This window comes from Rhodococcus sp. PSi06 (genome assembly GCF_054960675.1).
The window spans coordinates 35,443-58,817 of sequence record NZ_JBHNYO010000017.1; the positions used below are offsets into that span (position 1 = coordinate 35,443).

Here is a 23,375-nt window from a genome sequence, read left to right on the forward strand (position 1 = left end):
TCTATGCGCCGATCAGTCGGGACGCGATGTATGCCTCGACCTGATCGAGAGCCACGCGCTCCTGCGCCATCGTGTCGCGTTCGCGGATGGTGACGGCGTGGTCGTCGATCGTGTCGAAGTCGACGGTGATGCAGAACGGGGTGCCGATCTCGTCCTGACGACGGTAGCGGCGACCGATGGCTCCGGCGTCGTCGAATTCGACGTTCCAGTACTGACGCAGTTGCTGCGCAAGATCTTTCGCCTTGGGCGTCAGATCGGCGTTACGGGACAGGGGCAGCACAGCCACCTTCACCGGGGCCAAGCGGCGATCGAGTTTGAGCACGACACGCTTGTCGACGCCACCCTTGGCGTTGGGTGCCTCGTCCTCGGTGTACGCGTCGACGAGGAATGCCATCAACGACCGCGTCAAGCCTGCCGCCGGTTCGATGACGTACGGGGTGTAGCGGGTGTCGGTGGCTTGCTCGTAGTAACTCAGATCCTGGCCCGACGCCTTCGAGTGCACCGACAGGTCGTAATCGGTGCGGTTCGCCACACCTTCGAGCTCACCCCACGCACTGCCCTGGAAACCGAAGCGATACTCGATATCGACGGTGCGCTTGGAGTAGTGCGAGAGCTTCTCCTTGGCGTGCTCGTACAGGCGGAGGTTCTCCGGGTCGATGCCGAGATCGGTGTACCACTTCATGCGGTAGTCGATCCAGTACTGATGCCACTCGTCGTCCTCGCCGGGCTTGACGAAGAATTCCATCTCCATCTGCTCGAACTCGCGGGTGCGGAAGATGAAGTTTCCCGGCGTGATCTCGTTGCGAAAGCTCTTGCCGATCTGGCCGATGCCGAACGGCGGCTTCTTGCGCGATGTGGTCAGCACGTTGGCGAAGTTGACGAAGATTCCCTGAGCGGTCTCGGGGCGAAGGTAGTGCAGCCCCTCTTCGTTGTCGACCGGGCCGAGGAAGGTCTTGAGCAGTCCGGAGAATGCGCGTGGCTCGGTCCAGGATCCGGGCTCACCGGTCTCGGGGTCACGGATGTCGGCGAGACCGTTCTCGGGCGGGTGGCCGTGCTTCTCCTCGTACGCCTCGATGAGGTGATCGGCGCGGTACCGCTTGTGCGTGTGCAACGACTCCACCAGCGGATCGGAAAACGTCTCGACGTGGCCGGACGCCTCCCACACCTGACGGGGCAGGATCACCGATGAGTCCAGCCCGACGGTGTCGTCGCGGCTGGTGATCATGTTGCGCCACCACTGCTTCTTGATGTTCTCCTTGAGCTCGACGCCCAGCGGGCCGTAATCCCAGGCCGACTTGGTACCGCCGTAGATCTCGCCGCACGGGTAGACGAGGCCTCTGCGCTTGGCGAGGTTGGCGACGGTTTCGACTTTGGACTTGGGTGCCACTGGCGGAGCTCTCCATCTTCGGTTTACTTCGTGATTCTCGGTCACAGCGTGTGAAGGGGTGACGCGGGCGGTTTTCGCCCTGATCAGACTATCTGGGTTTGCGAACGAATCCGAACACCGGTCGAGCCTGGAATTGACATGCGTAACCGTGCATATCACAATGAATACGATTTGCAATAGCGATAACTCGACTAGCCTGATGTCGAGACGACAGATCGTGCAGGGAGAGTGCGCCGAGAACGAATCGGCAACCGAAGGAGCCGCAACCGTGTCCACGGATTCGACAGTGGAAGCCAGTTCCACCCACAGGCAGGACCCCGACCACCCGTTACACGCGGGCGATGCACTGCATTCGGGCGATCCGTTCGTCGTCGCGCCGCCGGCTCCCATACCTCCGAAAGAGACTCTCACTGCAGCGGGAGACATCCTGCGTGCTCTCGCGGCCCCGGTCCGGATCGCGATCGTGCTGCAGTTGCGCGAGTCCGAACGATGCGTCCACGAACTGGTGGTCGCCCTGGGCGTCACGCAGCCCTTGATCAGCCAGCACCTTCGGGTACTGAAGGCAGCGGGGGTGGTGCGTGGTGAACGCAACGGCCGCGAGGTCCTGTACCGATTGGTCGACGATCACCTCTCCCACATCGTCGTCGACGCCGTGGCCCACGCCGAGGAAGGCCGTAACCTGTGACCGAGAAATCCACCGACACCGCCGCGCCGAGACGACCCGTCGTCGTCGGAGTTCGAGCAACGAAGCAACGCAGTGCGATCTCGGACTTGCTCGACACCATCGAGGAATTCAAATCCGCACAGGACCTGCACGACGAATTACGCAAGCGCGGCGAGGGCATCGGCCTGACGACTGTGTACCGGACGCTCCAGACGCTGGCCGACGCCGGCACGGTGGACGTACTCCGCACCGACAACGGTGAATCGGTCTACCGGCGATGCTCCTCGGGTCACCACCATCACCTGGTGTGCCGAGCATGCGGATTCACCGTCGAGGTCGAAGGGCCGACCGTCGAGAAGTGGTCCCAGAGTGTCGCCGAGTCGAACGGTTTCACCGACGTCAGCCACACCATCGAGATCTTCGGCACCTGCAGTCAGTGCAGCGAGGCCGGTCGCTGACCGGCTCTCAGCCCACCGCATCGGCAAGACGAGGCACCACCGAATCGATGGCGAACGGAATGGACAGCACCGAGTTGTAGGTGATCGCGCCACGCTGATCGATGGACAACGGGACGAGGGCGTTGTTGCGGGCGGCGCTCAGTGTTGCGAAGATCGGATTCTCGGCCACGACGTCGACGTCCTCGCCTGTGCCCAGATAGAGCACCACATCGGCGTCGAGCGTGGAAATGTTCTCCGCCGAGACCGGAACGAAGAAGTTGGTGCCGTCGTCCTCGGCCAGAATCGGGTCCGGAATCTCGAAGCCCAACGACGTGACGAAGGTACCGCGTGCATCACCGGGCAGATATGCGCCGAACTGACCCTGGTACGGAAGTACCACGGCCGCAGTCTTACCCGCGAACTCCGGGTGCGCGGCTCGCACCTGTTCGAGCGCAGCCGTGGTCTGCGCGTTCAGCTGCTTGCCACGTTCGGATTCGCCCATCGCGCGCGCAATGGTGTCGGTGGCCACCTCACGATCGACGGCATAGGCTGCCGACCCCGCGGGTCGAGCGACCGTCGGGGCGATGTCACTGAGCTTGGCGTAGGTGTCCTCGTCGAAGCCCGCATTGAGCCCGGTGATCAGATCCGGTGCCAGGGAAGCAATGAGCTCGAAGTTCGGTTCGGACTCCGAGCCCAGCAGCGTCAGCGGTGCGTCGCCCACCAACTCGTCGGTCCACGGACCGAGTCCGGTCTCGTAGAAGGTGTACCCGGTGTTGCCGACCGGCACCGTGCCGAGGGCGATGACTGCGTCGGCGTCGGACACTCCGAGTGTGACTATGCGGGTGGGCTTCTCGGGAACAGTCGTACTGCCGTAGATGTGATCGACGACGACCGGGAAGGCACCGTCCGCCGATCGGGCATCGGAATCGCCGGTATCGGCGCTCGAACAGGCCGTCACCGATACACCCAGGACGATCACCGCCGCCACTGCTGTCAGCATTCGGGTGAACCGCACAGTCATCACATCCGCCTCTACTCGAAAAGTAAGTACAGGCAAACCTTAGCCGACGGATCAGGGCAGCAGTCCTTCGCGCGCCTTCTCCACTCCGGCCAGCACCAGGATCAACATCGTGAGCATGGCCTCGTCGTCCAACCCGTTCGCAGGGAAGGTATAGCGCAGCAGTACATCTGCCAGCTTGTCGTGAGTGTTGACGGAGATAGCGCCGAATTGTGAATCGGCATTACGGTCCGAGACCTTCTTGTGCAGAGCAGCCTTGAGTGGCCTGTCCCACGCCAACACCGCGGTGAGAGAGAGCACCTCGAGTTCCGGCGAGAGTTGCACCGCGCGTAACGAACACAGCGCGCCCGCGTAGTCGAACCCCAGCGAGCCTTCTTCTCCTACCGTCACTGTGGCGAACTGGGCAAGCGCCAACTGTGCACGCGTTTGCAATGTCAGACCGGGTACGTCCTCACTCATATTTCACTCCACCGAATCGTCGGTCACGCGAAGCGAATTCGATACACGCCTCCCACAGGTCCCGGCGGTCGAAATCCGGGAACAGCTTCTTCTGGAACACGAACTCCGCGTAGGCGGATTGCCACAGTAGGAAATTAGACGTGCGCTGCTCCCCCGACGGACGCAGGAACAGGTCCACGTCCGGCATATCGGCTTCGTCGAGGTATTTCGCAACGGTTGCTTCGGTGATCTTCTCCGGATTCAGCTTGCCTGCGGCAACCTGACGGGCAATTTCCCTTGTGGCATCGGCGATCTCGGCTCGCCCGCCGTAGTTGACGCACATCGTCAGCGTCATCACGGTGTTGTGCTTCGTCAGTTCCTCGGCTACTTCGAGTTCCTTGATGACGCTGCCCCACAACCTGGGTCGCCGACCGGCCCAGCGGACCCGGACGCCCATCTCGTTCATCTCGTCGCGTCGACGACGAATGACGTCACGGTTGAAGCCCATCAGGAACTTCACCTCGTCGGGGCTGCGCTTCCAGTTTTCCGTCGAGAAGGCGTACGCGGACAACCACTGCACACCGATCTCGATACATCCGCAGACGGTGTCCATGAGCACCGCTTCGCCCTGCTCGTGGCCCGCAGTGCGCGGCAGACCGCGATCCTGTGCCCACCGACCGTTGCCGTCCATCACCAGAGCGACGTGGCGAGGTATCAGTTCCGGCTGCAGAATCGGCGGCCGAGCGCCCGACGGGTGCGGATCGGGAGGGCGCACTGCCGACTGTCCGTCAGGCCGGGGTTGCGGCTCTCGTCGTCGAATCACGGTCCCCATCCTGCCCGACGGTGTCGGCGAACACGGAGTCAGGTTGCGCCAGCGGCGTCTGATGCGGATGCGAACGCTCGATGAGCGGAAGTGTGCGCAATTGTCGTTCGAGGTGCCATTGCAGATGGGCCGCCACCAGTCCACTGGCCTGCTTGCGCACCGCATCCGAGGTGGTGACGGTGTAGTCCCACTCGCCTCGTTCGAGCGCGACCATCAGATCCAGGACTCCGGTCGACGGCGTCGCCGATCCAGGTGGCCGGCAGTGCACACACACCGCTCCACCGGCGGCGACGTGGAATGCGCGATGCGGCCCGACGGCGGCGCACCGGGCGCAATCGGTCAGGGCGGGTGCCCATCCGGCGAAACCCATGGCGCGCAACAGATAGGCGTCCAGCACGAGCTCGGGTGGGCGGATGTGCTGGGCAAGCGCTCGGAGCGCACCGACGGTCAGCTGATGCAGTCGCTGCGCCGGTGCGTGCTCCTCGCCTGCCAGGCGCTCGGCCGTCTCGAGAACGGCACAACCGGTGGTGTAGCGGCCGTAATCGGCGACGATGTCTCCGCCGAACGCATCGACCGTGTGCACTTGAGTGACGATGTCGAGGTTGCGACCCGGATAGAGCAGGACGTCGATGTGCGCGAACGGTTCCAGTCGAGCGCCGAACTTGGACTTGGTGCGACGCACTCCTTTGGCAACGGCCCGCACGATACCGTTCTCCCTGGTCAGCAACGTGACGATGCGGTCGGCCTCGCCCAGCTTGTGCTGGCGCAGGACGACTGCGTTGTCACGGTATGGCCTCACGGTCTCCAGTCTCCCACGGGTGCCGCATCGTTGGCCGCTTCCCGCGCTGGAGAGAAGCCGATACTGTGCCCACGTGGATGTTCATCGGTCGACTCTCGTTGCTCAGGCCGCCGCACTCGCGTCGGGTCGCATCACCTCGGTACAGGCGGTCACCGAATCACTCGACCGGATCGAGAAGAGCCAACCCACTCTCAATGCCTTCCGGCTCGTGCGGCGTGACGCCGCACTCGCCGAGGCCGCTGAGGCGGATCGCCTGCGACTCGCCGGTGGAACCGCGCCCCTGCTCGGCGTTCCGATCGCCGTCAAGGACGATGTGGACATCACCGGGGAGCCGACGGCGTTCGGCTGCGCCGGACACTTTCCACCTGCCTCCGCAGACTCGGAGGTGGTGCGCAGACTCCGCGCGGCCGGCGCTGTCATCGTCGGAAAGACCAACAGCCCGGAGCTGGGCCAGTGGCCGTTCACCGGAGGGTCGTTCGGCCACACCAGGAATCCCTGGAACCGCGACCGCACCCCCGGCGGCTCTTCCGGCGGCAGCTCTGCGGCTGTGGCAGCCGAATTGGTCTCGGCTGCATTGGGTTCCGACGGCGCGGGCTCGGTTCGCATCCCCGCGTCATGGACCAATCTCGTGGGCATCAAGCCGCAGCGGGGACGGATCTCCACGTGGCCGGACGCCGAGGCCTTCAACGGCATCACCGTCATCGGTCCGCTCGCGCGCACGGTGGCCGACGCCGCACTTCTGCTCGACGTGGTCTCCGGCGGCCACGACGGTGACCTGCACCGCCCGGCTCCGTTGACTGTCTCGGACGCTGTCGGACGCAATCCGGGCACACTGCGAATAGCGTTGAGCCTGCGTAAGCCGTTCATCCCGACGCCCGCGCCGCTGGATCCGGAGATCGCCGCTGCCGCCTACGAGATGGCTGCGGTACTGCGATTGCTCGGACATCGAGTGGTCGTCGACGACCCCGCCTACGGAATGCTGTTGGGCCTCAACTTCTTACCGCGCTCGCTGGCCGGCGTGGCCACGTGGCTCGATCGCCTTCCCGACCCGAACCTGGCAGACCCACGCACCCGAGCCAACGCCAAGAGCGGCCGAGCCCTCGCCGGAGCCCCGTTGCGTGCAGCCCGCGCCGCCGAACCGCGCATCGGACGCCGCATCGGACGGTTCTTCGACGACTACGACATCGTGCTCGCCCCGACGACGGCCACTCCCCCGCCGCGGGTCGACGCCATCGACGGAGTCTCCAATGCCGACACCGATCGGATCATCACCGAACACTGCCCGTACACCTGGCCGTGGAACGTGCTCGGCTGGCCGAGCGTGAACGTCCCTGCAGGGCTGACGAAGAACGGGCTTCCCATCGGTCTGCAGTTGATGGGGCACGAATCCTCCGAGCCACTGTTGATCTCGGTTGCGGCCCAACTCGAGAACGTACTGCAGTGGCACCGCAAGCGCCCCGATCCCTGGTGGACCGATGTGAACGGAACTTCGTAGTCGCTACGAAGTCCCGTACACATGGCAGGTCAGAAGCCGAGCTTGCCCATCTGCTTGGGGTCGGTCTGCCAATCCTTGGCGATTTTGACGTGGAGGTCGAGGTAGATCCTGGTGCCGAGCAGCTTTTCGATCTGCAGGCGCGAGGCCGTCCCCACCTCTTTGAGCCGCGAGCCGCCCTTGCCGATGATGATCGCCTTCTGGCTCGATCGCTCGACGTAGAGGATCGCGTGCACGTCGAGCATGTTGTCGTGGCCCTCGCGGGGTACGACCTCCTCGATGACGACGGCCAGTGAGTGGGGAAGCTCGTCGCGGACGCCTTCGAGCGCCGCCTCTCGAATGAGCTCGGCCATGAGGATTTCCTCCGGCTCGTCGGTCAGCTCACCGTCGGGGTAGAACGCCGGCCCCGGCGGCAACTCCGACGCCAGCAGATCGACCAGCTTCTCCACCTGCTCTCCCGATTCGGCCGACACCGGAATCACGTGACTGGACTCGCCGAGGAGCTTCGAGAGCGCCATCAACTGCTGTACGACGCGTTCCTTCTTGACCTTGTCGATCTTGGTGACGATCCCGATCAAGGTGGTCTTGGGGGCGATGTGGCGCACCTGTTCGAGAATCCATCGGTCGCCCGGTCCGATTTTCTCGTCGGCCGGGATGCACAGGCCGATGACATCGACCTCGGAGTACGTGTCCTGCACCAGATCGTTGAGTCGCTGTCCCAGAAGCGTTCTGGGACGGTGCAATCCGGGGGTGTCGACGAGAATCAGTTGTGCGTGGTCGCGGTGCACGATGCCGCGGATCGTGTGTCGGGTGGTTTGCGGACGTGAGGACGTGATGGCGATCTTCGACCCCACCAACGCGTTGGTCAGCGTGGACTTGCCGGTGTTGGGTCGACCTACGAAACAGACGAATCCGGATCGGAACTCACCGTTGTTCTGCTCGGACACAAGAGCACCTTCAGCTTTCAGTGTTGGTGAGCGACGTCCGACGAATCGTCGTCCTCGGTGGATTCTTCGTCGGGTTCGATCTTTTCGACAAGCACGGTGGTGATGCGAACTCGGCCCTTGGGGTCGGCTCCACCTTCACCGCGCAGCAACAAACCATGGGTCATCACCTGGGCACCGGGCAGCGGCACACGGCCCAGCTCGTGTCCCAGCAGCCCGCCGACGGTGTCGACTTCCTCCGATTCGATCTCGATGCCGAAGAGCTCACCGAGGTCTTCGAGAGGCACTCGCGAGGACACCCGGTACCGTCCGTCGTCGAGTTCTTCGATGGGCGCTACCTCGTCCGAGTCGTATTCGTCCGCAATCTCGCCGACGATTTCTTCGATCACGTCCTCGATGGTCACCAGGCCTGCGATGCCGCCGTATTCGTCGACCAGCAGAGCCATGTGGTTGCGGTCGCGCTGCATCTCGGCGAGCAGACTGTCGAGCGCCTTGGAGTCGGGCACGAATACCGCCGGACGCATCAGCTCGGACACCTGTACCCCGCGGCCACCGTCGGTGGAGTAATACGTCTGCTGCACAAGGTCTTTGAGGTACACCACACCGACGATGTCGTCGACGTTCTCCCCGATCACCGGGATGCGCGAGTGACCGCTGCGGACGGCCAAGGAGGTGGCCTGCCCGGCCGACTTGTCGGATTCGATCCACACCATCTCGGGCCGCGGGACCATCACCTCGCGGGCCGAGGTATCGCCCAACTCGAACACCGATTGGATCATCCGACGCTCGTCGTCGGCGACGATGCCGCGCTCGCGGGCCATGTCCACCAACTCGCGCAATTCGATTTCGGATGCGAACGGGCCGTTGCGAAAACCCTTACCGGGGGTGATGGCATTACCGATGAGAATGAGCAGCCTGCTGATCGGCCCGAGGAGCCAACCGAGTGCACGGAGCGGAAACGCTGCGGCGAGGGCGATCGAGTACGCATTCTGCCGGCCGAGGGTTCGTGGTCCGACACCGATCACGACGTAGCTGACCAGGACCATGACCACCGCAGTGACGATCAGCGCAGTCGTGGAATCGATGAGTTGGGTCAGGCCGCCTGCGAGCAGAACGGTACCGCCGATTTCACACAGAATGCGCAGCAGGACCATCAAGTTGACGTAGCGCGGGCGGTCGGCAACCACGACGACGAGGCCGGCGGCACCCGGCCTCTCGTCCTTGACCATGTCCTCGATACGCGCACGCGAGACTGTGTTCAGTGCAGAATCGACCGCAGCGAACAGGCCTCCGAGAGGGACCAGTAGGACGGCGAAGACGATGAGCGCAACTGCACTGCTCACGCGCTACGACCCCGCACATCCAGCCCTCGCACAATGCGGGTCATCGATCGACACCGTCGACGAAACCGGCCTTCCCCAGCAGCCTGGCGTCGCGAGCGGACTGCTCGGCAGCCTGCTCGGCCCGCCTGGCGTCCTCGTACCACTCGGCCAGCAGACGGTTCTGCAGCTCGAACATTTCCTTCTCTTCGTCCGGCTCGGCGTGGTCGTAGCCCAGCAGATGCAACACACCGTGCACCGTCAGCAAGGCCAGCTCGTGCTCGAGCGAATGGCCTGCAGCCGCAGCCTGATCCGCAGCGAACGACGGGCACAACACGATGTCGCCGAGCATCGCCGGTCCGGGATCGGGGGCGTCCGGACGACCCCCGGGCTCGAGCTCGTCCATCGGAAAGGACATCACGTCGGTGGGTCCGGGCAGGTCCATCCACCTCATGTGCAGATCCGCCATCGTCGCCGAATCCACCAGCACCATCGACAGTTCCGCAGCGGGATGCACGTCCATACCGGCGATCGCGAATCGTGCGACCGAGACCAGCTCGGGTTCGGAGATGTCCATCCCCGACTCGTTGGACACTTCGATACTCATCGAGCCACTACCCACACTCTCGTTGCCTGCGTCTGAATCATCTTCTCGCCGAACGCGGTCCGCCGCTGCGGCGTTGCTCGCGGCCCGGAATCACACTCTGTGCGGACGACTCGAAACGCTCGTACGCGTCGACGATCTCCGAGACCAAGCGGTGCCGCACCACGTCGCTGCTGGTGAGCTGCGCAAAGTGAATGTCGTCGACCTCGGTGAGAATCTCGGACGCCGCGCGCAGTCCCGACTTCGCGCCACCGGGGAGGTCGACCTGGGTGACGTCGCCGGTGACGACGATCTTCGAGCCGAAGCCCAGACGTGTCAGGAACATCTTCATCTGCTCGGCCGTGGTGTTCTGCGCCTCGTCGAGAATGATGAACGCGTCGTTCAGTGTGCGACCGCGCATGTACGCGAGCGGCGCGACCTCGATGACCCCGGCCTGCATCAGCTTGGGAATCGCTTCGTCGTCCATCATGTCGTGCAGCGCATCGTGCAGCGGTCGCAGGTACGGGTCGATCTTCTCGTGCAAGGTACCGGGCAGGAAGCCGAGGCGCTCCCCCGCTTCGACGGCCGGGCGCGTGAGGATGATGCGGCTGACCTGCTTGGTCTGCAGGGCCTGCACGGCCTTGGCCATCGCCAGGTAGGTCTTTCCGGTACCGGCCGGCCCGATGCCGAACACGATGGTGTTGGCGTCGATCGCGTCCACATACCGTTTCTGGTTCAGCGTCTTGGGTCTGATCGTCTTGCCGCGGCGAGAGAGAATGTCCAAGCTCAGGACCTCGGCCGGTGAATCGGACACCCCCTCGGTGAGCATCGCGACAGAGCGACGGACTGCGTCGGGCGTGAGCGGCTGGGCGCGCTTGGCCAGCGCGGCCAACTCCGAGATCACCCGCTCCGCGAGTGCCACGTCGGCCACTTTTCCGGTGAGCGTCACGGCGTTTCCTCGTACGTGGATGTCTGCCGTCAGCATCTGCTCGAGTGCCCGCAGGTTCTCGTCGGACTGTCCCAGCAGTGGCATCACTGCTTCGGGGGCGAGCTCCAAGGTGGACCGAACATCGCGCTCGGCGGGAAATTCGCTGTGTTCACTCACGTGGTGGCTATGGCCTGCTCTCTTGTTTCGACTCCGAAGACCTGGATCGGTGTTCGATTGAAGTTTAACGCCGCAGCTTCGATGCGCATTCCGATTACTCGCCGCCTCGGCCGAGCACCGCGTCGAGCGAGAGCGCCCAACTCTGCGAATCGGGATTCAGGAACGCGAAGTGATCCTCGCCCTGCACCACCGTCAACGTCGCGTGGTCCCCGACCGCCGTTGCGGCGTCGACATACCGTTCGCTCTGTGCCACCGGTACCTGAACGTCCTGCGACCCGTGCAGGACGATCGTCGGGATACCGATCGGCACGCGTGCGGCAGGCGACGCCGAACGGTACAGCTCGGGGTTGTCCTCGTAGCGAGCCTGCAACAACGCCTCGACTGCCGGATTGGTCCGACCCGACGCACCGTGCGGCTCGAGGTCGAGAACGCCGGCCTGCGAGACGATGCGCGACGGGCGGACCTTCGTGCCGGTCTCGCCGCCGAGCCACGCAGCCAGGTGCCCACCGGCCGAGTGGCCGATGACGCGGACGTCGTCGATGCCGACCGGGGCGTGATGCTGCAGATCGCCGGCAACGACGTCGAGCGCCGCGAGAACGTCCGACTGCATCTCTGGCCAGTGCCCGCCTGCGCCGACGCGTCGATATTCGATGTTCCACGCCACCGCACCGGCACCCGCAACCGCGCGCGCGAACTGAGTGCCCAGGTTCGATCCGTACTGCCCGCTCCAGAACCCGCCGTGAATCACCACCACGACCGGCGTCGACGCGTCGACCGTCTCACGCGGCAGGTACAGATGGCCGAACTGCTGCGCATGATCGCCGTACGCAATCTTGATCCGTGCGCTCACGAATTCTGGAAATCCGGGGGTAGTTGCGTCCAGCGCGAGGTCAGCACGCCCAAAGCACCGAGCGCCACTGCTCCGGCCGTCGACGTCCTGAGCACCGTGGGGCCCAGCACCACCGGCGTTGCCCCGGCCTCGGTCAGCGCAGCGACTTCCCGGTCGTCGAGGCCGCCTTCGGGCCCGACGACGATCGCGACTTCCGGTACGGATCGGAACGGCAGGTCACCGAATGCCGAGGTTGCGCTCTCGTGCAGCACGGCAACGATCCCACCGCGCGCCACCGCAGCTCCGACCCAGGCGTACACGGCACGCGAATCGTGCAGCTCGGCGACATCGGGGATGTATGCCCGACGCGACTGCTTGGCTGCCTCGGCGGCAGTACTACGCCACCGGGCGACGCCCTTGACCGCCTTGGGCCCTTCCCAGCGCGCGACACATCGCGCGGACTGCCAGGGCACCACAGCGTCGACTCCGGCCTCGGTGGCCAACTCCACGGCCAGCTCCGAGCGATCGGCCTTGGGTAGCGCCTGCACGAGGGTCACCGTCGGGGCTGGCGGCGGCATCTCGCGCCGCGACTGCACGGTCAGCTCGAGACGGTTCTTCTCGGCGGCGGCCACCACCGTGTCGGCCAAGCCTCCCGCTCCGTCACCGAGGAGCACCCGCTCACCGACGCGAATGCGCCGCACGGTTGCGGCGTGATGCCCTTCCTTGCCGTCGAGAACCGCGATCTCGCCGACGTTCGGCAGCGGCGAGAGATAGAAGACCGTGGGGGCCATGGATCAACGACCGCTGAACGCTTCCCGCAACCGCGAGAACAGGCCGCCGCTGTGTGCCGAACCGGTGGTCACGACCTCCGCGGAGTCACGGTCTCGCATCGACTTGAGCTGCTCGAGCAGATGGGTCTGCTTGCTGTCCAGCTTGGTCGGGACGATGACCTCGAGGTGGGCATGGAGGTCACCGCGAATACCGGAGCGCAGCTTGGGCATACCGTGCCCGCGCAGCACCGTCGTCGAATTCGGTTGTGTGCCTTGTTCTATGGAGATTTCGGTGGGTCCGTCGATGATTGCGTCGATGTTCACCGAGGTGCCGAGTGCCGCGTCGACCATCGGAACGCGGACGGTGCAGTGCAGATCGTCGCCGTCGCGGACGAACACCTCGTGCTGCTGTTCGACGATCTCCACGTACAGATCCCCTGCGGGGCCACCGCCCGGTCCGACCTCACCCTGTGAGGCAAGGCGAATTCGCATGCCGTTGCTCACGCCGACGGGAACCTTGACCGAGATATCGCGACGCGAGCGCACGCGCCCGTCGCCGCCACACTTGCGGCACGGATCTGGAATGGTCTCGCCTGCACCGCGGCAGGTGGGGCACGGACGACTGGTCATGACCTGGCCGAGGAACGAGCGCTGCACCGACTGCACCTCGCCTGCACCGCCGCAGGTTTCGCATCGAACCGGCTTGGAGTCACCGTTGGTTCCCGAGCCGGTGCACAGATCGCACAGGATCGCGGTGTCGACGGTGATGTGCTTGGTCACCCCGGTCGCGCACTCGTCGAGGGTGAGCTTGGTTCGCAGCAGTGAGTCCGCTCCCGGCTGCACGCGCCCCTTGGGCCCGCGCTGGGCACCGCCCGCGCCGCCGCCGAAGAACGCCTCGAACACATCTCCCAGACCACCGCCGAATCCGGCTCCACCGAACCCGCCGCCGCCTCCGCCACCCTGCTGCAGCGGATCGCCGCCGAGGTCGACGACCCGACGCTTCTCCGGATCCGAGAGCACCTCGTACGCGGTGGAAATTTCCTTGAACCTGGCCTGCGCGGCCTCGTCCGGGTTGACGTCCGGGTGCAGCTCTCGCGCCAGTTTCCGGTATGCGCGCTTGATCTCCTGGTCCGTCGCCTGCTGGCCGACGCCCAAAGTCCCGTAATAATCCCGTGCCACGTCGTCTCTTTCGTCCTAGAAGATGAATCTCGTCAGTTAGTGCTGTGTTCCGGCAGCCCATGCCCCCACTGCCGGCGTTCGATCGGGTTTCGCTCGTCTCAACGCTCGGCCAGAACCTCGCCTATGTACCTGGCAACCGCGGCTACCGACGCGATTGTTCCTGGGTAATCCATTCGGGTCGGCCCCAGCACACCCATTCCTCCGAGGACCATGCCAGCAGAGCCGTAGCCGGTGGAAATCACCGACGTGCCGCGCATTTCCTCGACCTGCGTTTCCTCGCCGATGCGCACGGTGACGGTGCGCGTGTCTTGTGTCACTGCGAGCAGCTTGAGTACCACCACTTGCTCTTCCAGCGCCTCGAGTACCGCTCTGAGCGATCCGGGAAACCCTGCGTCGCCCGCGAAGTCCGCGGCGTTGCGGGTCAGGTTCGCCGTTCCGCCGAGCACCAAGCGCTCTTCGGGGTGCTCCACCAGTGATTCCACCAGCACGGTGGCGGATCGGATCATGGCGTCCCGTAGCCCTGCGGGCGCGTTCTCGGCAAGTTCCGCCACCGCTACCGACGCGGCTGCCAGTCGCTTTCCTTCCAGCGCGCTGCCGAGCAGGCGACGCAGCTGCGACAGATTTTCGTCGTCGAGAACGTCGCCGAGCTCGACGATGCGCTGATCCACTCGACCCGAGTCGGTGATCAGCACCAGCAGCAGTCGAGCCGGGGTGAGTGCCACCACTTCGAGGTGCCGAACCGACGAGGCCGACAGCGTGGGGTACTGCACCACGGCGACCTGTCGGGTCAACTGGGCCAACAGTCGAACGCCACGGCGCAACACGTCGTCCAGGTCGACGCCGTTCTCGAGAAATTCCAGGATGGCGCGGCGTTCGGCAGCCGAGAGTGGTTTGACGTCCGCGATTCGATCGACGAACTGCCGATACCCCTTGTCGGTCGGCACCCGACCGGAGCTGGTGTGCGGTTGCGCGATGTAGCCCTCGGCCTCGAGCACGGCCATGTCGTTGCGCACGGTGGCACTGGATACGCCCAGGTTGTGTCGCTCGACCAAAGCACGTGAGCCGACGGGTTCCTGGGTGGACACGTAGTCCGCCACGATCGCTCGCAGAACCTCGAACCGCCTGTCGTCGGTGCTCGACATCGGTGCCCACCTCCGTTCTCGTTTCCAATCGCCGCTCGAGTCTAGTAGCCGAGGTACACGTGCTCGTGCAAGGCCTTACTGTGGTCCGGGTGAAAACGTTCTTTCGATTCGGTCCAGCGGCTCGGGGCTCGCGATGATCTTCAAAGGTGTTCGTGACGGCAAGCCGTACCCCGAGCACGGCCTGTCCATCAGGGATTGGTCGAGAATTCCGCCGCGCCAGCTTCGTCTGGACGAGATCGTCACCACCACGAAGGTGCTCGAACTCGACCGACTTCTCTCCGAGGACTCCACTTTCTACGGAGATCTGTTTCCGCACGCCGTGCAGTTCCGCGGCGTCGTCTACCTCGAGGACGGCCTGCACCGCGCCGTCCGTGCAGCACTGCGGAACCGAACGGTGTTGCACGCCAGGGTGTTCGACTACGACGCACTGGGTGCCTGAAACAGATCGTTCACGCGGCCGCGATGGTGCGCACCACGGCATCGGCGAGCAACCGGCCGCGGTCGGTCAGCACGAGGTGATCCAGCCGCTTCTCCATCAACCCGTCCGCCACGGTCTGCTCGGCGGCGGCGAGTTCGGTCTGCCCCAGCAAACTCATCGGCACCCCCGATCGCAGTCGGACGGTCAGCATCAATTCTTCGAGGTGGCGGTCCTGCGCAGTGAGCAGCTCACTACCCTGCACCGGTAGCTCGCCCGCGGCGAGCCGATCTGCGTAGGTGGCCGGGTGTTTGACGTTCCAGAATCGCGTACCGCCGATATGACTGTGCGCTCCCGGCCCGGCACCCCACCAATCGCCGCCGTCCCAGTAACCGATGTTGTGGCGGCACTGCGCGTCGGCGTCGGTGGCCCAGTTCGACACCTCGTACCACGACAGCCCGGCCGAGTTCAGCGCCGCGTCGATGCGTTCGTATCGGCTCGCCAACACGTCGTCGTCCGGGGCGGGCAGCTCGCCGCGACGCACCTTGCGCGCCATGGCCGTGCCGTCCTCCACGATCAGTGCGTACGCCGAGACATGATCGACACCGGCCTCGAGCACGGCGGCGAGAGACTGATCGAGGTCGCTGTCGCGCTCGCCGGGAGTGCCGTAGATGAGATCGAGGTTGACGTGCTCGAAGCCGGCCGCACGCGCCTCCTTCGCCGCCGCCACCGCTCGACCCGGCGTGTGGGTGCGATCGAGAACGGCGAGCACGTGTGGTGCGGCGGACTGCATTCCCAGCGAGACCCGGGTGAACCCGGAGTCGCGCAGCCGCTCGAAAAATGCAGGCGATGTCGATTCCGGATTCGATTCCGTCGTCACCTCGGCGCCGTCGGTGAGACCGAAGCTCGATCGGACCGCGCCGAGGACGTCGGCCAATCCGTCACCGCCGAGGAGCGACGGTGTGCCGCCACCGACGAACACCGTGTCCGCGGTCGGAACACGTCCCGCGCCCGAACCGATCAGATCCGCGGCACTGTCGAGTTCTCGACGCAGGCCCTCCAACCAGGACTGCGGGGATGCCGAAGTGCCCAGTTCGCCGGCCGTATAGGTGTTGAAGTCGCAGTAGCCGCAGCGGGTGGCGCAGAACGGAACGTGGACGTAGATCCCGAACGCACGGTCCCCGACCCCGTCGAACGCCTCGTTCGGCAACTCGAAGGTGGACGGGACTGGTACGACGGTATTCACGAACTCCAGTGTCCCAGAGTTCACAGGCGGCCCCATCCACCCACCGTCCACCGCGTCGGGGACGCCTCGATCGCACCCTGCCAGCCTATTTACCGGAATTTTGGGGTAAATAGGCCGCCGCGGTCGGCACCCCGTCGATGACGTGGCACAATGGCACCCGTGACCGACTCAGGAATTCGACTCGTGGCGCGCCGCCACGTCGATCTCGGCCGCGTCTGCAGCGCGTCGTGTCGACACACGACCGGCTGCTGACCCAGCCCTCCTTCGAGCACGTCCATTCGATCCACCGGTTCCGCACCATCTCGTGAGCGCACTTCTGCGCAACGACCGGACCCGGCCCGCACCGAAGATGCAGGAGCAATGCATGTCGTCGACCAGCGACGCGACCACCGACGCTGCCTCCGCCACACCGCGAGAGCGAGCACCGCGGCCGACCAAACGTCGCGCCGAAGGCCAGTGGGCTCTGGGGTACCGGGAGCCACTGAACGCCAACGAGCAGTCCAAGAAGGACGACAACCCGCTCAACGTGCGTGCCCGCATCGAGAACATCTACTCGAAGCAGGGGTTCGACAGCATCGACAAGGGCGATCTACGCGGCCGGTTCCGCTGGTGGGGTCTGTACACCCAGCGTGAACAGGGCTACGACGGCACCTTCACCGGTGACGACAACATCGACCTGCTCGAGGCCAAGTACTTCATGATGCGGATCCGGTGCGATGCCGGAGCCCTGAATCTGGAGCAGCTCCGCACGCTGGCCCAGATCTCGAAGGACTTCGGGCGCGACACCGCCGACCTGTCCGATCGAGAGAACGTCCAGTTCCACTGGATCGAGGTGGAGAACGTCCCCGAGATCTGGCGTCGCATCGAAGCAGTCGGGTTGAAGACCACCGAGGCGTGCGGCGACTGCCCGCGTGTGGTGCTCGGTTCCCCCCTGGCGGGTGAAGCCGTCGACGAGATTCTCGATCCCACCTCGGCCATCGACGAGATCGTCGAGCGCTACATCGGTAAGCCCGAGTACTCGAACCTGCCGCGCAAGTTCAAGACGGCGATCTCGGGCCTGCAGGACGTGGTGCACGAGATCAACGACGTCGCGTTCATCGGAGTGAACCACCCCGAACACGGACCGGGTCTGGACCTGTGGGTCGGCGGCGGACTGTCCACCAACCCGATGCTCGCGCAACGCGTCGGCGTCTGGGTTCCACTGGAAGACGTTCCCGACGTGTGGGAAGGCGTCGTCTCGATCTTCCGCGACTACGGCTACCGCCGCCTGCGCACCAAGGCGCGCCTGAAGTTTTTGATCAAGGACTGGGGCATCGAGAAGTTCCGCCAGGTCCTCGAGGACGAGTACCTGCACCGCAAGCTCATCGACGGCCCGGCTCCCGAGAAGCCCGCTCGGCCGCGTGACCATGTCGGCATCCAGAAACTGAAGAACGGTCTCAACGCGGTCGGCGTCGCACCCATCGCGGGCCGCGTGTCCGGCACCATCCTGGCGGCCGTTGCCGACGCCGCCGAGAAGGCCGGCTCGGACCGCGTTCGGTTCACGCCGTACCAGAAGCTGATCGTGCTGGACGTTCCGGACGAGACGCTCGAGCAGCTGATCTCCGATCTCGACGCACTGGGCCTGCCGGCCCGACCCTCCCATTGGCGCAAGAACCTGATGGCCTGCAGCGGCATCGAGTTCTGCAAGCTCTCGTTCGCCGAAACCCGCAAGCGCTCACAAGTTCTCGTTCCCGAGCTCGAAGAGCGACTGTCGGACATCAACAGCCGACTCGACGTGCCGATCACCATCAACATCAACGGTTGCCCCAATTCGTGTGCGCGATCGCAGATCGCGGACATCGGGTTCAAGGGACAACTGGTGGACGACGGGGCCGGGAATCAGATCGAGGGATTCCAGGTTCACCTCGGAGGCAGCCTGGGCCTGGACAGTGCGTTCGGCCGGAAGTTGCGCCAGCACAAGGTCAACAGCTCCGAGCTGGGAGATTACATCGACAGAGTGGTGCGCAATTTCGACAAGCACCGCGAAGACGGCGAACGGTTCGCTCAATGGGCCGTGCGAGCAGACGAGGCGGATTTGCGATGAGTACCGGACTGAATTTGACGGTCGACCAGTTGAAGGACATCGCCGAGCGCGGTGCCCGCGAACTCGACGGCGCGAGCCCTCTGGAGTTGCTGCAGTGGACCGAAGACACCTTCGGTAGCGATTTCATCGTCGCCTCCAACATGCAGGACGGCGTGCTGGTGCATCTTGCCGCGCAGGTTCATCCCGGCGTGGACGTGTTGTTCCTCGACACCGGATACCACTTTGCGGAGACCATCGGAACCCGCGACGCGGTCGAGTCCGTCTACGGCGTCAACGTCGTCAACGCTCGTGCCGAGAAGACTGTGGCAGAACAGGATTCGATCGAGGGCAAAGACCTGTTCGCTCGCGAACCGAACCGCTGCTGCGCCATGCGCAAGGTGGCACCGCTGAAGAAGGAACTCGCGAACTACAGCGCGTGGGTCACCGGCATCCGACGAGTCGAAGCCCCGACTCGCGCCAACGCTCCTCTGATCTCTTTCGACGACGCCTTCGGCCTGGTGAAGATCAACCCGATCGCCCCGTGGTCCGACGAGCAGATGCAGGCCTACATCGACGAACATTCGATCCTGGTCAACCCTCTCGTCGACGAGGGATATCCGTCCATCGGGTGCGCACCGTGCACCGTCAAACCTGCCCCCGGAGCCGACCCGCGTAGCGGACGTTGGGCCGGTAAGGCCAAGACCGAATGTGGGTTGCACGCCTCATGACACTCGACCTCACGACGGCAACCGTCGGTCGAACCCATCTCGACGCAGATCGGTTCGACACCCTCGACGCGCTCGAATCCGAAGCCATCCACATCTTCCGAGAGGTGGCCGGCGAATTCGAGCGCCCCGTCATTCTGTTCTCGGGCGGTAAGGACTCGACGGTTCTGCTGCATCTGGCCATCAAGGCCTTCTGGCCGGCTCCCCTGCCGTTCGCCCTGCTGCATGTCGATACCGGCCACAACCTGCAGGAGGTGCTGGACTTCCGCGATCACGTGGTCGCGAAGTACAACCTGCGACTGCACGTGGCCAGCGTCGAGGAGTACCTGGCCGACGGCCGTCTCACCGAACGTCCCGACGGCATCCGTAACCCGTTGCAGACAGTGCCGTTGCTCGACGCGATCTCCGAGAACCGGTTCGACGCCGTGTTCGGCGGTGCCCGACGCGACGAGGAACGCGCCCGTGCGAAAGAGCGAATCTTCTCGCTGCGCAATGCTTTCGGGCAATGGGAGCCCAAGAAGCAACGTCCGGAACTGTGGAACCTGTACAACGGCAAGCACTCTCCCGGCGAGCAGGTACGGGTGTTCCCGCTCAGCAACTTCACCGAACTCGACATCTGGCGCTACATCGCCCGCGACGACGTGGAGTTGGCGAGCATCTACTACGCCCATCAGCGTCCGGTGTACCAGCGCGACGGCATGTGGATGACGCCCGGCGTCTGGGGCGGGCCGGCCGAAGGCGAGGAGTTGCAGACACTCTCGGTGCGCTACCGCACCGTCGGCGACGGATCCACCACCGGAGCCGTGCTGTCCGAGGCCGCCGACAACCAGGCAATCCTCGCCGAGGTGGCCGCGTCCAGGCTGACCGAGCGCGGAGCCACTCGCGGCGACGACCGCGTGTCCGAAGCTGCCATGGAAGATCGCAAACGAGAAGGATACTTCTGATGAGCAGCACGAGCACATCCAATGGTCATTCCGCAGGCTCCACTCGCGGCACCCAGCTTCTTCGCCTCGCCACCGCGGGCAGCGTCGACGATGGCAAGTCCACTCTCGTCGGACGGCTGTTGTACGACACCAAATCCGTTCTGGCAGATCAGATCGACGCCGTCACGCGTGCATCCGTGGACAAGGGTCTGGCCACTCCCGACCTCTCCCTCCTGGTCGACGGCTTGCGCGCGGAACGCGAACAGGGCATCACCATCGATGTCGCGTACCGCTACTTCGCGACGCCGCAGCGGTCCTTCGTTCTCGCCGATACCCCCGGCCACGTGCAGTACACCCGCAACACCGTCTCCGGTGCATCGACGGCCCAGCTCGTCATCCTGCTCGTCGATGCCCGTAAAGGCGTGATCACCCAGACCCGTAGGCACGCAGCCGTTCTGGCTCTGCTCGGTGTTCCGCGTCTGGTGCTCGCCGTCAACAAGATCGACCTGGTCGAGGATCCGGCAACGGTGTTCGCCGAAATCTCGGCCGAGTTCAATTCGCTGACTTCCTCACTCGGGTGGTCCAGCGAGGACGTCATCGAAATACCGGTCTCGGCGTTGCACGGTGACAACGTCGCCGTGAAATCCGACAAGACCCCGTACTACGACGGGCCCACCCTCATCGAGCACCTCGAGTCGGTACCGGTCGATGCCGAACCGCACCGTGTCGGTCTGCGCTTCCCCGTGCAGTACGTCATTCGTCCTCGCACAGCCGAATTCCCGGACTACCGCGGTTATGCCGGTCAGGTAGCGGCGGGCACGGTCGAGGTGGGCGACGAGGTCGTCATCCTGCCGTCCGGCACCCGAACAACTGTCGAGCGCATCGACACCGCCGACGGCGAGCTGCGTACCGCTCATGCCGGACGCAGTGTCACTCTCGTGCTGGCCGACGATGTCGACGTCTCGCGCGGCGATACCATCGCGTCCCCGCAGGACGCACCGGAACCGATCGGCGACTTCGAGGCAACCGTGTGCTGGCTCGCGGAGAAGCCTCTTCGCCCGGGCGCTCGCCTGCTGCTCAAGCACGGAACACGCACCACCCAGGCCATCGTCGGGTCTCTGGTGGAGCGCTTCGACGAGCAGGAGCTCACTGCGCACGAGGGACCGGAGTCGTTGGAGCTCAACGAGATCGGACGGATCTCCGTTCGAGTTGCCGAACCGATCGTGGCCGACGACTACGCCGTCAACCGGCACACCGGAAGCTTCCTGCTGATCGATCCGGCCGGTGGGAACACACTGGCGGCCGGCCTGGTGGGCAACGCGTTGGCTGCTGTCGAGCTGGGGTCGGCAGTTCCGGCGTGACGGCTCTGCTCGCGGTGGCCCACGGCAGCCGCGATCCCCGCTCGTGCGAGACGATCCTTCGCGCCGTCGACGTTCTGCGTCGACGGCGACCGGACCTCGATGTGCGCGTCGCGTTTCTCGACCTCAGTGAACCCGCCGTCGAGCAGGTGCTCGACGATCTGGCCGAGGCAGGACATGCCCGCATCGTCGCGGTGCCCCTGCTGTTGGGCAGTGCTTTCCACGCGAGAGTGGACCTGCCCGTCTTACTGACTGCGGCGCGTGCGCGGCACCCACACGTATCGATCGGTCAGTCCGAGGTTCTGGGCGACGACCGCCTTCTCGTCGACGCCGTTCGCGATCGCGTTCTCGACTCGGGCGCACTGCTCGACGATTCGACCGTCGGGGTTGCCCTGGCCGCTGTCGGTTCCAGTGATTCCGGTGCGAACGACCGCAGCCGCCGGGTGGCGAACGAACTGGCGTCGGGCACGGGCTGGGCGGGAGCTGTCACCTGTTTCGCAACGTCCGTCGAACCGTGTGCACTGGACGCGGTGGCACAGTTGCATGCGATGGGCGCCACCCGAATCGTGGTGGCACCCTGGTTCCTGGCACCCGGCAGACTCACCGACCGCATCGCACGGGTGCTCGAGGACGTCCCGAACGTGACGTACGCCGACGTCATCGGCCCGCACCCAGCGGTAGCCGAGCTTGCGTCCAGGCGCTACGACGCGATTGTCGGGCAGCTGACTCGGCCCAACCGTACTGCGTGAGATGTACGACCGCGTGATTCGATACATCTCCGGTCCGATTCGCAATGACGCCCGACCGCGAACACTGGACCCATGTCACGCACACCGAAAGTTCTCGCCGCGTCGTTTCTCCTCGCCGCTGTCGCCAGTGTGGGCTGTACGCCGCCGGCGACCGCGATGTCGGGCGGATCGCCCGTCCCACAATCGGAGGCCGACGCCACGCTCGCCGCAGCCTTCGCCTCCGTTCTGCTGGCACCCGGCGTCGTTCCGGGCGCAACCGATGCACTCACCCGGCACCAATGTGGCGGAGCCCTGATCGCGCCCGACCGCATCGTGACCGCAGCTCATTGCGTCGTCGACCCGGCGTCGCTCACGCTGACAGCTCCGGCCACGCCCCTGCCACCCGAGCAGCTCACCGCAGCAATCGGCGCACAGTCGTTGAGCGACCCGTCGCTGCACGAGATTCCCGTTGTGTCGGTGTCGATCTCACCGGACTTTCGTCTGATCCCGTCGACGACGGACCCCGAGAACATCGATCGCGCATCGGCATCCGGCGACATCGCCGAGCTCACCCTGGCACATCCCGTGGACGGCGTAGAACCGCTCGCCCGCGCGTCCGCCGTACCCGAACCAGGTACGCGTGCCCGGTTCTACGGACACGGCTGGACACCGGAGAACTCGAAATCCGATGTCCTGCTTTCCGGCGAACTCGAGATCATGTCCACCTCCGACTGCAGAACGGCAACCGGACGAACAGCCGCCGAAACACCACTCCTGTGCGCCCAGGACAGAACGATCACCGACGCAACGACACTCGATCGGGCGCGGTCGGTCCAGGCAGGCTACGGAGACAGCGGCGGTCCGCTGGTGATGTTCCTCAACGGCACGCCGACCGTACTCGGTGTCTTCAGCTTCGGAACCGAGACCGTCGGGCCGCTCTTCACACCCGGGTTCAACGCGTTCACGCCGGTATGACGGGCCGCCGGGGC

General features: G+C 65.0%; 24 protein-coding genes. 10 read left to right on the top strand and 14 right to left on the bottom strand.

All coding sequences use genetic code 11. From position 1 onward, the window contains the following. Position 1: 1 nt before the first annotated feature. Positions 2–1,387 (bottom strand): glycine--tRNA ligase, encoded by a 1,386-nt coding sequence (locus ACFI9K_RS20805; RefSeq protein ID WP_462665264.1) that lies wholly within the window; start codon positions 1,385–1,387, stop codon positions 2–4. A 199-nt stretch (positions 1,388–1,586) separates the two neighbouring features. Between ACFI9K_RS20805 and ACFI9K_RS20810 the strand changes: the two genes are divergently transcribed. Both ACFI9K_RS20810 and ACFI9K_RS20815 read left to right on the top strand, forming a co-directional pair. Next, positions 1,587–2,072, top strand: a complete 486-nt coding sequence (locus tag ACFI9K_RS20810; protein WP_462665265.1) for an ArsR/SmtB family transcription factor — start codon at positions 1,587–1,589, stop codon at positions 2,070–2,072. After that, the gene (locus ACFI9K_RS20815; RefSeq protein WP_462665266.1) at positions 2,069–2,509 is read left to right on the top strand and encodes a Fur family transcriptional regulator; all 441 of its coding nucleotides are present in this window, start codon (positions 2,069–2,071) and stop codon (positions 2,507–2,509) included. Before ACFI9K_RS20810 ends, ACFI9K_RS20815 begins: the two co-directional genes overlap by 4 nt. Positions 2,510–2,516: 7 nt before the next feature. Here the strand turns inward: ACFI9K_RS20815 and ACFI9K_RS20820 are convergent, their stop codons facing one another. Genes ACFI9K_RS20820 through recO form a run of 4 tightly spaced genes read right to left on the bottom strand, consistent with a single transcriptional unit; the run spans position 2,517 to position 5,566 of the window. Next, the gene (locus tag ACFI9K_RS20820; protein WP_462665267.1) at positions 2,517–3,509 is read right to left on the bottom strand and encodes an iron-siderophore ABC transporter substrate-binding protein; all 993 of its coding nucleotides are present in this window, start codon (positions 3,507–3,509) and stop codon (positions 2,517–2,519) included. 51 nt (positions 3,510–3,560) lie between these two features. Further along, positions 3,561–3,965 carry a hypothetical protein gene (locus ACFI9K_RS20825; protein ID WP_462665268.1) on the bottom strand — a complete coding sequence of 135 codons (405 nt, stop codon included), beginning with the start codon at positions 3,963–3,965 and terminating at the stop codon, positions 3,561–3,563. Next, the gene (locus ACFI9K_RS20830) at positions 3,958–4,776 is read right to left on the bottom strand and encodes an isoprenyl transferase (RefSeq protein ID WP_052058432.1); all 819 of its coding nucleotides are present in this window, start codon (positions 4,774–4,776) and stop codon (positions 3,958–3,960) included. The genes ACFI9K_RS20825 and ACFI9K_RS20830 overlap by 8 nt, the downstream gene beginning before the upstream one ends. Beyond that, positions 4,733–5,566 (bottom strand): DNA repair protein RecO, encoded by an 834-nt coding sequence (gene recO, locus ACFI9K_RS20835; protein WP_222094316.1) that lies wholly within the window; start codon positions 5,564–5,566, stop codon positions 4,733–4,735. The genes ACFI9K_RS20830 and recO overlap by 44 nt, the downstream gene beginning before the upstream one ends. Before the next feature lie 73 nt (positions 5,567–5,639). Here recO and ACFI9K_RS20840 point away from each other — a divergent pair, with 73 nt between their 5' ends. Then, the gene (locus tag ACFI9K_RS20840) at positions 5,640–7,061 is read left to right on the top strand and encodes an amidase (RefSeq protein ID WP_462665269.1); all 1,422 of its coding nucleotides are present in this window, start codon (positions 5,640–5,642) and stop codon (positions 7,059–7,061) included. Between the two features lie 29 nt (positions 7,062–7,090). Here ACFI9K_RS20840 and era read toward each other — a convergent pair whose 3' ends face one another. From era to hrcA, 8 genes are all read right to left on the bottom strand, one after another. Next, entirely contained in the window at positions 7,091–8,005 is a 915-nt protein-coding gene (gene era, locus ACFI9K_RS20845; RefSeq protein WP_222094319.1) for a GTPase Era, read from the bottom strand. Positions 8,006–8,022: 17 nt separating this feature from the next. Beyond that, entirely contained in the window at positions 8,023–9,345 is a 1,323-nt protein-coding gene (locus ACFI9K_RS20850) for a hemolysin family protein (protein WP_462665270.1), read from the bottom strand. 40 nt (positions 9,346–9,385) lie between these two features. Next, positions 9,386–9,928, bottom strand: coding sequence for an rRNA maturation RNase YbeY (gene ybeY, locus ACFI9K_RS20855; protein ID WP_222094322.1), 543 nt, complete (start codon positions 9,926–9,928; stop codon positions 9,386–9,388). Positions 9,929–9,965: 37 nt separating this feature from the next. After that, positions 9,966–11,009: a PhoH family protein gene (locus ACFI9K_RS20860; RefSeq protein WP_462665271.1), complete on the bottom strand. Its 1,044-nt coding sequence runs from the start codon at positions 11,007–11,009 to the stop codon at positions 9,966–9,968. A gap of 94 nt (positions 11,010–11,103) precedes the next feature. Beyond that, entirely contained in the window at positions 11,104–11,859 is a 756-nt protein-coding gene (locus tag ACFI9K_RS20865) for an alpha/beta hydrolase family protein (RefSeq protein ID WP_462665272.1), read from the bottom strand. Next, positions 11,856–12,629 carry a 16S rRNA (uracil(1498)-N(3))-methyltransferase gene (locus ACFI9K_RS20870; RefSeq protein ID WP_462665273.1) on the bottom strand — a complete coding sequence of 258 codons (774 nt, stop codon included), beginning with the start codon at positions 12,627–12,629 and terminating at the stop codon, positions 11,856–11,858. Before ACFI9K_RS20870 ends, ACFI9K_RS20865 begins: the two co-directional genes overlap by 4 nt. A 3-nt stretch (positions 12,630–12,632) precedes the next feature. Next, positions 12,633–13,787, bottom strand: a complete 1,155-nt coding sequence (gene dnaJ / locus ACFI9K_RS20875) for a molecular chaperone DnaJ (protein WP_222094327.1) — start codon at positions 13,785–13,787, stop codon at positions 12,633–12,635. A gap of 98 nt (positions 13,788–13,885) precedes the next feature. Continuing rightward, entirely contained in the window at positions 13,886–14,929 is a 1,044-nt protein-coding gene (gene hrcA, locus ACFI9K_RS20880; RefSeq protein ID WP_032379171.1) for a heat-inducible transcriptional repressor HrcA, read from the bottom strand. A gap of 133 nt (positions 14,930–15,062) precedes the next feature. On the opposite strand from hrcA, the gene ACFI9K_RS20885 reads away from it, so the two are divergent. Further along, on the top strand, positions 15,063–15,368 hold the full coding sequence (locus tag ACFI9K_RS20885) for a type II toxin-antitoxin system VapB family antitoxin (protein WP_243594021.1): 306 nt from the start codon (positions 15,063–15,065) through the stop codon (positions 15,366–15,368). Positions 15,369–15,378: 10 nt separating this feature from the next. On the opposite strand, the gene hemW is transcribed toward ACFI9K_RS20885, so the two are convergent. Beyond that, positions 15,379–16,626, bottom strand: coding sequence for a radical SAM family heme chaperone HemW (hemW, locus tag ACFI9K_RS20890; protein WP_462665274.1), 1,248 nt, complete (start codon positions 16,624–16,626; stop codon positions 15,379–15,381). A gap of 328 nt (positions 16,627–16,954) precedes the next feature. Between hemW and ACFI9K_RS20895 the strand changes: the two genes are divergently transcribed. From ACFI9K_RS20895 to ACFI9K_RS20920, 6 genes are all read left to right on the top strand, one after another. Beyond that, positions 16,955–18,673: a nitrite/sulfite reductase gene (locus ACFI9K_RS20895; protein WP_462665275.1), complete on the top strand. Its 1,719-nt coding sequence runs from the start codon at positions 16,955–16,957 to the stop codon at positions 18,671–18,673. Next, entirely contained in the window at positions 18,670–19,380 is a 711-nt protein-coding gene (locus ACFI9K_RS20900; protein WP_462665276.1) for a phosphoadenylyl-sulfate reductase, read from the top strand. Before ACFI9K_RS20895 ends, ACFI9K_RS20900 begins: the two co-directional genes overlap by 4 nt. Next, entirely contained in the window at positions 19,377–20,321 is a 945-nt protein-coding gene (gene cysD / locus ACFI9K_RS20905; protein ID WP_027497507.1) for a sulfate adenylyltransferase subunit CysD, read from the top strand. Before ACFI9K_RS20900 ends, cysD begins: the two co-directional genes overlap by 4 nt. Beyond that, positions 20,321–21,661 (top strand): sulfate adenylyltransferase subunit 1, encoded by a 1,341-nt coding sequence (locus ACFI9K_RS20910; RefSeq protein ID WP_462665277.1) that lies wholly within the window; start codon positions 20,321–20,323, stop codon positions 21,659–21,661. The genes cysD and ACFI9K_RS20910 overlap by 1 nt, the downstream gene beginning before the upstream one ends. Beyond that, complete coding sequence (locus ACFI9K_RS20915) at positions 21,658–22,407, top strand: sirohydrochlorin chelatase (RefSeq protein WP_462665278.1); 750 nt, start codon at positions 21,658–21,660, stop codon at positions 22,405–22,407. The genes ACFI9K_RS20910 and ACFI9K_RS20915 overlap by 4 nt, the downstream gene beginning before the upstream one ends. 72 nt (positions 22,408–22,479) lie before the next feature. Continuing rightward, positions 22,480–23,361 (top strand): S1 family peptidase, encoded by an 882-nt coding sequence (locus ACFI9K_RS20920; protein WP_462665279.1) that lies wholly within the window; start codon positions 22,480–22,482, stop codon positions 23,359–23,361. Positions 23,362–23,375: the final 14 nt, after the last annotated feature.